This window comes from Stutzerimonas nitrititolerans (assembly GCF_003696285.1).
GTDB lineage: Bacteria > Pseudomonadota > Gammaproteobacteria > Pseudomonadales > Pseudomonadaceae > Stutzerimonas > Stutzerimonas nitrititolerans.
In genome coordinates, this window is record NZ_RFFL01000028.1 from 1 (window position 1) to 7063 (window position 7063).

The 7063-nt window shown below is 62.3% G+C and carries 7 protein-coding genes and 1 pseudogene; 5 read left to right on the top strand and 3 right to left on the bottom strand.

The window, feature by feature from the left end; all coding sequences use genetic code 11:
- The 3 genes and pseudogenes from EA795_RS20155 to EA795_RS21325 all read left to right on the top strand — a co-directional run.
- On the top strand, nt 1-474 hold a 474-nt coding region (locus tag EA795_RS20155), incomplete at its 5' end, for a DUF3363 domain-containing protein (protein ID WP_122079154.1).
- Between the two features lie 216 nt (nt 475-690).
- Complete coding sequence (locus EA795_RS20160) at nt 691-1905, top strand: chloramphenicol/florfenicol efflux MFS transporter FloR2 (protein WP_000214125.1); 1215 nt, start codon at nt 691-693, stop codon at nt 1903-1905.
- A 93-nt stretch (nt 1906-1998) separates the two neighbouring features.
- A pseudogene (locus EA795_RS21325) lies at nt 1999-2115 on the top strand (DUF3363 domain-containing protein); the annotation flags it as partial.
- On the opposite strand, the gene tetR(G) reads toward EA795_RS21325, so the two are convergent.
- On the bottom strand, nt 2112-2738 hold the full coding sequence (tetR(G), locus tag EA795_RS20170; protein ID WP_000163574.1) for a tetracycline resistance transcriptional repressor TetR(G): 627 nt from the start codon (nt 2736-2738) through the stop codon (nt 2112-2114). The pseudogene EA795_RS21325 and the gene tetR(G) sit on opposite strands and share 4 nt — an antisense overlap.
- A 103-nt stretch (nt 2739-2841) precedes the next feature.
- Here tetR(G) and tet(G) point away from each other — a divergent pair, with 103 nt between their 5' ends.
- Nucleotides 2842-4017 (top strand): tetracycline efflux MFS transporter Tet(G), encoded by a 1176-nt coding sequence (gene tet(G), locus EA795_RS20175; RefSeq protein ID WP_122079155.1) that lies wholly within the window; start codon nt 2842-2844, stop codon nt 4015-4017.
- 89 nt (nt 4018-4106) lie between these two features.
- Complete coding sequence (locus tag EA795_RS20180) at nt 4107-4829, top strand: LysR family transcriptional regulator (RefSeq protein WP_223151157.1); 723 nt, start codon at nt 4107-4109, stop codon at nt 4827-4829.
- Between the two features lie 91 nt (nt 4830-4920).
- Here the strand turns inward: EA795_RS20180 and EA795_RS20185 are convergent, their stop codons facing one another.
- Nucleotides 4921-6453: an IS91-like element ISCR3 family transposase gene (locus tag EA795_RS20185; protein ID WP_001747814.1), complete on the bottom strand. Its 1533-nt coding sequence runs from the start codon at nt 6451-6453 to the stop codon at nt 4921-4923.
- A 226-nt stretch (nt 6454-6679) separates the two neighbouring features.
- Nucleotides 6680-7063 (bottom strand): TCP-1/cpn60 chaperonin family protein (locus tag EA795_RS20190; RefSeq protein WP_032314056.1); only part of this gene is annotated, 384 nt, incomplete at its 5' end.

The following is a 7063-nucleotide window of genomic DNA, read 5'->3' on the forward strand; positions in this document are numbered from 1 at the left end:
GCCGACCGGCTCATCCTCGATCCGGGGATGGACCGGCGATTGGTCCATGGCGAAACGGCCGACCTTGCGCCGACCGGCTTCGGGCAACAGGTCCGCGAAGCCATGGACCAGCGCCGCGAGCATCATATCGAACAGCGCGACGCCACGCGCAACAGGGACGGCCGAATCTTCTACCGGCGCAATCTTCTCGCCACCCTGCGCGAGCGGGAAGTTGCGCGCGCCGGTGCGGAGATGGCCGAGGGCAAGGCGCTGCCGTTCCGCGCCGCCAAGGATGGTGAGAGTGTCAGCGGCAAGTTCACCGGGACTGTCCAGCTAACGAGCGGCAAGTTCGCCATCGTGGAAAAGAGCCACGAGTTCACCCTTGTCCCGTGGCGGCCGATCATCGACCGCCAGCTCGGCCGCGAGGTCGCGGGTATCATGCAGGGCGGTTCGGTGTCGTGGCAGTTAGGGCGGCAGCGGGGGTTGGGGCTATAGGAGCCAACGATACCGCATTGCAACGCAACAACTAATTCGATAAGAGCTGCTATTCAATTTCGTAATCGTGGAGCCATCAGCATGGGAAATTCCAAGTCAGCAGACAAGTAAGCCGCAACATCAGAATTGTTGTTGCGGCGCTCTGTAAGACCAATCCCATCTGATTGCTGACGAGCAGACGCTGCCCGGTATCCTTAATCGAGCGGTTGATTCGTCATGACCACCACACGCCCCGCGTGGGCCTATACGCTGCCGGCAGCCTTGCTGCTTATGGCTCCCTTCGACATCCTCGCCTCGCTGGCGATGGATATTTATCTTCCAGTCGTTCCGGCGATGCCGGGCGTCCTGAACACGACTCCATCCATAATCCAACTCACGTTGAGCCTCTACATGGTGATGCTCGGTGTGGGCCAAGTGATCTTTGGGCCACTCTCCGATCGCGTCGGGCGACGGCCGATCCTGCTTGTAGGCGCAACGGCTTTCGTTGCTGCGTCTCTGGGAGCGGCTTGTTCTTCAACTGCATTAGCCTTTGTTGCGTTTCGTCTGGTTCAGGCTGTTGGAGCATCGGCCATGCTGGTGGCCACCTTCGCGACCGTGCGCGACGTATATGCCAATCGTCCCGAAGGTGCCGTCATCTACGGCCTTTTCAGTTCGATGCTGGCGTTCGTGCCTGCGCTCGGCCCTATAGCCGGTGCGCTGATCGGCGAGTTTTGGGGATGGCAGGCGATCTTCATCACACTGGCTGCACTGGCTTCGCTCGCACTCTTAAACGCCAGTTTCAGGTGGCATGAAACCCGACCGTTGGATCAGGCCAGAACGCAACGATCTGTTTTGCCGATCTTCGCGAGTCCGGCCTTTTGGGTTTACACGGTCGGATTTAGTGCCGGCATGGGCACATTCTTCGTTTTCTTCTCGACAGCCCCCCGTGTTCTCATAGGCCAAGCCGGCTATTCCGAGATCGGATTTAGCTTGGCCTTCGCGACTGTCGCGCTGGTCATGGTCACGACAACCCGCTTCGCAAAGTCCTTCGTTGCCAAATGGGGTATCGCGGGATGCGTAGCGCGCGGGATGGCGTTGCTCGTTTCCGGCGCGATCCTGTTGGGGATCGGCCAACTTTTCGGATCGCCGTCATTTTTCAGCTTCATCCTGCCGATGTGGGTTGTCGCGGTCGGCATTGTCTTCACGGTGTCCGTTACCGCCAACGGCGCACTTGCGCAGTTCGACGACATCGCTGGATCAGCGGTTGCGTTCTACTTCTGCATCCAAAGCCTGATAGTCAGTATCGTCGGGACATTGGCGGTGACGCTGTTAAACGGCGATACAGCGTGGCCCGTGATTTGTTACGCCACGGCAATGGCAGTGCTGGTGTCGTTGGGGCTGGCGCTCCTTCGATCCCGTGATGCTGCCACCGAGAAGTCGCCAGTCGTCTAGCCGACGACTGGAAGCAAGCCCGCTCCGATGCGGCGCAATAATCTTCGAAACCTCGTGAATGGCGGTATCCTGTCTGGCAAGATACCGCTCATTTCCCTTGTCCCGTGGCGGCCGGTCATCGACCGCCAGCTCGGCCGTGAGGTCATGGGCATCGTGCAAAGCGGATCGGTGTCGTGGCAGTTGGGGCGGCAAAGGGGCATAAGCCTCTAATCTGTTGTAGATGAACGCAGCCGCTCGAAACCAGCGATGAGGCTGTCGAGTCCGAAGTTGAACGCAGCATCCATGCCGTCTGTTTCCAACTCGTGAAACAGATCGTGCAGGAAGGACGACGGTGCTTGCTCGGACACATCTGGCCTGTCCGGAACTCTCTCATCGGCATCAGATGCCTGCTGCTCGAGAACGGAACCGACCACATAGTGACTGACCGCCCGGAGCGCCCAAACGGCGCGCTTCGGACAAAAGCCCTCCGCGCAGAGAAAGCGTATTTGCGTCTCGGCGGTGCCAAAATTCGGTTCTGTCGGTCGAGTGCCGGCATGGATACGCGCGCCGTCCCGATAAGAGAGCAACGCCGTTCTGAAGCTCAGGGCATTCTCTTTCAGGAACACCCGCCAGTCCTCATTCTCTTCGGGTAGCGAGCGGGTATGGCGTTCCGCCAGCATCGCCTCGGCGAGCGCATCAAGCAGCGCTCGCTTGTTCTGGAAATGCCAGTAAAGCGCAGGCTGCTGAACCTTGAGGCGTTCAGCGAGCTTCCGCGTCGTCAGGCTGTCCATGCCAACCTCGTTCAACAGCTCTAGCGCCGCCGCGATCACGGTGCCCTTGTCCAGTTTGGTCATTCACGTTCCTTCGCCAGTGCTTGACAATTTATCACCGATAAGTTATATTTCCATCTCCTTATCGTTGATAAAGTCGCTCCATTGAGCGGCGCTGGAGTTTCAGGTGCGCAGCTCTGCCGTCATTGCCCTGCTGATCGTGGGTCTTGACGCCATGGGTCTCGGCCTCATCATGCCCGTCCTTCCGACGCTTCTGCGTGAGCTTGTGCCAGCAGAGCAGGTCGCTGGACACTATGGTGCCTTGCTGTCGCTCTATGCATTGATGCAGGTCGTCTTCGCGCCCATGCTTGGACAGCTTTCGGATTCTTACGGTCGGCGTCCGGTACTTCTGGCTTCTCTTGCAGGAGCCGCAGTCGATTACACGATTATGGCATCAGCGCCGGTCTTATGGGTGCTCTATATCGGCCGACTCGTGTCCGGCGTCACGGGCGCAACCGGAGCTGTAGCAGCCTCAACCATTGCCGATTCGACGGGGGAAGGTTCTCGCGCACGCTGGTTCGGCTACATGGGGGCCTGTTATGGGGCGGGCATGATTGCCGGGCCAGCACTTGGTGGCATGCTCGGTGGTATCTCTGCTCATGCCCCGTTTATCGCCGCCGCCCTTCTCAACGGGTTCGCGTTCCTGCTTGCCTGCATTTTCCTCAAGGAGACTCATCACAGCCATGGCGGGACCGGAAAGCCGGTTCGCATCAAACCATTCGTTCTGTTACGGCTGGATGATGCATTGCGCGGGCTAGGTGCGCTTTTCGCAGTTTTCTTCATTATTCAACTGATCGGCCAAGTGCCTGCAGCCCTATGGGTCATATATGGCGAGGACCGTTTTCAGTGGAACACCGCGACCGTTGGTTTGTCGCTCGCGGCGTTTGGGGCAACACATGCGATCTTCCAAGCGTTTGTTACCGGCCCGCTTTCAAGCCGGCTTGGAGAGCGGCGCACGCTGCTGTTTGGCATGGCTGCGGATGCGACTGGCTTCGTTCTTCTGGCTTTTGCCACGCAGGGATGGATGGTGTTCCCGATTCTGTTGCTGCTTGCCGCCGGGGGTGTTGGCATGCCGGCCTTGCAGGCAATGCTCTCAAACAATGTCAGCAGTAACAAGCAAGGGGCTTTGCAAGGAACGCTAACGAGCCTCACCAATCTAAGCTCTATCGCAGGACCGCTTGGCTTCACAGCACTCTATTCTGCCACCGCCGGGGCATGGAACGGTTGGGTTTGGATTGTCGGCGCGATCCTCTATTTAATATGTCTGCCAATACTACGCAGACCATTCGCAACTTCATTGTGATTTAGTCATGGCGATTTGGCATGCGTAGACTTAGGAGAAATGACGGATTAAATCTGTTGAGCAATCATCTCCTTTCGGGGCGAGTGCCAATGATGACCTTAGTTCACACTCTCGCTGTCGCCGAATATCTCAACTTCCGTCACGCCGCCAACGCGCTCGGCGTTGCACAGTCCAGCGTCAGCGCCCGCGTGAAGGCACTGGAAGAAGACCTCGGCATCCTCTTGTTCGAGCGTCATGCGCGCGGCGTTCGGCTGACCGAGGCCGGACGCCATTTCGTCGAGCGGATAGCCGTAGGTATTGACCAACTCGACCATGCGGTGAAAACCGCCGGCATGGCGGCAGCCGGAGAAAGCGGCCGGCTTCGTATCGGTATCCATGCCCTGATTCCGCATAGCTTCCTCGCAAAGCTGATCGGCCAATACCGCAAGGATTACCCCGATGTTGAAGTCGAGATCGCCGAAGGCCCGGCCCGTGAAGCGGTGGTGCAGCTTCGCGCCGGCAGGTTGGACGTGGCGTTCGTCGCGGGCACGCCCCAACCACCCGACTGCCATTCCCGTCGCACATGGACCGAACCGCTCTTGGCGGTGCTACCGGAACGGCATCCGCTCGCCAAGCGGTCAGCCGTCACATGGCCCGATTTGGCAGGCGAGACGTTCCTTGCGTATAGGAAGTTCAAACGCCCTTTTCGGGCAGTCTGCTGGGTAGGCGGCGGTCGCGCAAGCCCCGTTTTGGGCACGGATCGGACGTCTGTGAGTGGGATTTCGGCATCGCGGGGCCACGCAGCGGCGTTGTCAGCAGCCATGCTTCGCTGATTCCCGACAGCGGGCCGAGCGCCGCCCTGCGGATCGTGGCCGCATCGGCTCGGATTCCGGTTTCGCCGTCGGCTGTGCAGCCGGCAGATCGTCACGCGGCTTGCACTGGCGGCGCGCGCGCTGCGGGCCTGTAGTGCGCTTCTTCCCGCGCGCCGTGCTTCTCGAAGTGGGCGAGGATGGCGCGGATGGCGGTGGGTTCCTCGATGCTGGCGACGATCCGCACGGTGCCACCGCAGTGGACGCAGGCGGTGACGTCGATGGAAAAGACCCGCTTGAGCCGTTGCGCCCAGCTCATCGCACGGCGCTTCTCCTCGGGGCTGCGCGGCGCGTCGTGGGCGCTGACGTCCACTGGCGCCGCATCGCCCGCAGGCCGCTTGCCGCGCCCCGAGGGCGTCAGCTGCGCACGCAGGTTTGCATTCGGGGCGAATACGCCGTGGAAGCGGGTGAGATGCGCGCGAGGTGGCGGGACCAGCGCCGCCAGCTTGGCGATGAAATCCACCGGATCCCATTCCACATGCGTGGTGCCATTGCGCCACGGGGTCTTGAGCTGGTAACGCACCCTGCCCTGGAGCGCTATCGACAGCCGCTTCTCGCTGATCGCCGGGCGCGTGATGTAGCGGCACAGCTTTTCCAGCTTGTGGCTTTCGTGTGCTTCGGCCGCCACGCCGGCATGCAGTGAGAAGCCGCCGACCTTGCCGGCTTCGCCCTCCAGCGAACCGGCGTCACCGGGCAGCGTTTGCAGCGTGACGACCTTGCAGCCAGCGTCGCGGCCGGTGGCGATGCGGTAGGTGATCGAACTCATCCGCAGCCCATCCATGCTGTCGTCGCCTGCAGCGCTGTCTGCCAGGAAGGCCGATTCGCCCTCCCCTTCGAGCCAGCCTTTGCGCGTCAGGTGCCGACACACCCGGTGCGCGATGGTAGCTGCCAGCTGGGTCAACTGCGCGGTGGTGGGCGCACGGGCGCGGTGCAGGCGCAGTTCGCGCCGCGGCAGCTCGGTGGCTTCCACGTACACGCCGTCGAGCCACAGCATGTGGAAGTGGATGTTCAGGTTCAGCGCGCTGCCGAAACGCTGGATCAGCGTCACCGCGCCGCACTGGGCGCTGGCGCGGTCGATGCCGGCTTGATCGGCCAACCAGCCGGCGATCACGCGCTGCACGATGCCCAGCACCGGGCCAATGGCTTCTGGCTTGCTGGCGAACAGGAAACGCAAGGGGTACGGAAAGCTCAGCACCCATTGCCGCACAGGCCGCGGGCCGAACACCTCCTCGACCAGGTGCCGCGCACTCTCGGCCATGCGTCGCGCGCCGCAACTCGGGCAGAACCCGCGCTTCTTGCAGGAGAAGGCCACCAGCCTCTCTGCACGGCAGTGCTCGCACACCACCCGCAGGAAGCCGTGCTCGAGTACGCCGCAACGCAGGTAGGCATCGAACGCCTCGCGGACATACCCGGGCAGCGAGCGGCCCTCCGCTTCGATCCGTGCAATGAAGTCCGGGTAGTGCGCCTCTACCAACGCGTACAGCAGCGTGCGCTCGGGCGCGTGGCGCGCGTACCGCGAACCGGTGTGGGCGGACGGCAGTGGCGCGCATCCCGCGGCTTGCCGCCGGGATGTGGCGAGGCGCGGCACGCAGCGCTCCGGTGCGGGGACGGCTGCTCAGTGTTGCGCCTGTGTTCGCACGTTCGTATCGGTGCGTTCTGATCTTCGCGTCAGACATTGCCGCGGCGCGGGCACAACAAAAAGCCCGGCATCGCTGCCGGGCTCCGGCCCCGTCCTTGGGGCCTTGATGTCGGGTCGTTGCCGGGATCGGACCGCGCTGGCGCGGTCCGGTTCCCTGACGACCGGGCCAACCGGATCAGAAATCCATGCCGCCCATGCCGCCCATACCGCCAGCACCCGGCATGGCCGGCTCTTCCTTCTTCGGCACTTCGGCCACGACCACTTCGGTCGTGATCGCAAGGCCGGCGACGGAAGCGGCGTGCTGCAGGGCCGAGCGGGTCACCTTGGTCGGGTCCAGGATGCCCATGGCGATCATGTCGCCGAACTCGCCGGTGGCGGCGTTGTAGCCGTAGCTGCCTTCGCCGGCCTTGACGTTGGCCACGATCACGCTCGGTTCTTCACCGGCGTTGGCCACGATGGCGCGCAGCGGGGCTTCCAGCGCACGGCGGGTGATGGCGATGCCCAGGTTCTGGTCTTCGTTGATGCCCTGCCAGGGCAGATCCGTGCACAGCACCTTGCC

Coding starts and splice junctions, on each gene's coding strand:
- EA795_RS20160 (WP_000214125.1), top strand. CDS start 691: ATGACCACCACACGCCCCGCGTGGGCCTATACGCTGCCGGCAGCCTTG.
- EA795_RS20180 (WP_223151157.1), top strand. CDS start 4,107: ATGATGACCTTAGTTCACACTCTCGCTGTCGCCGAATATCTCAACTTC.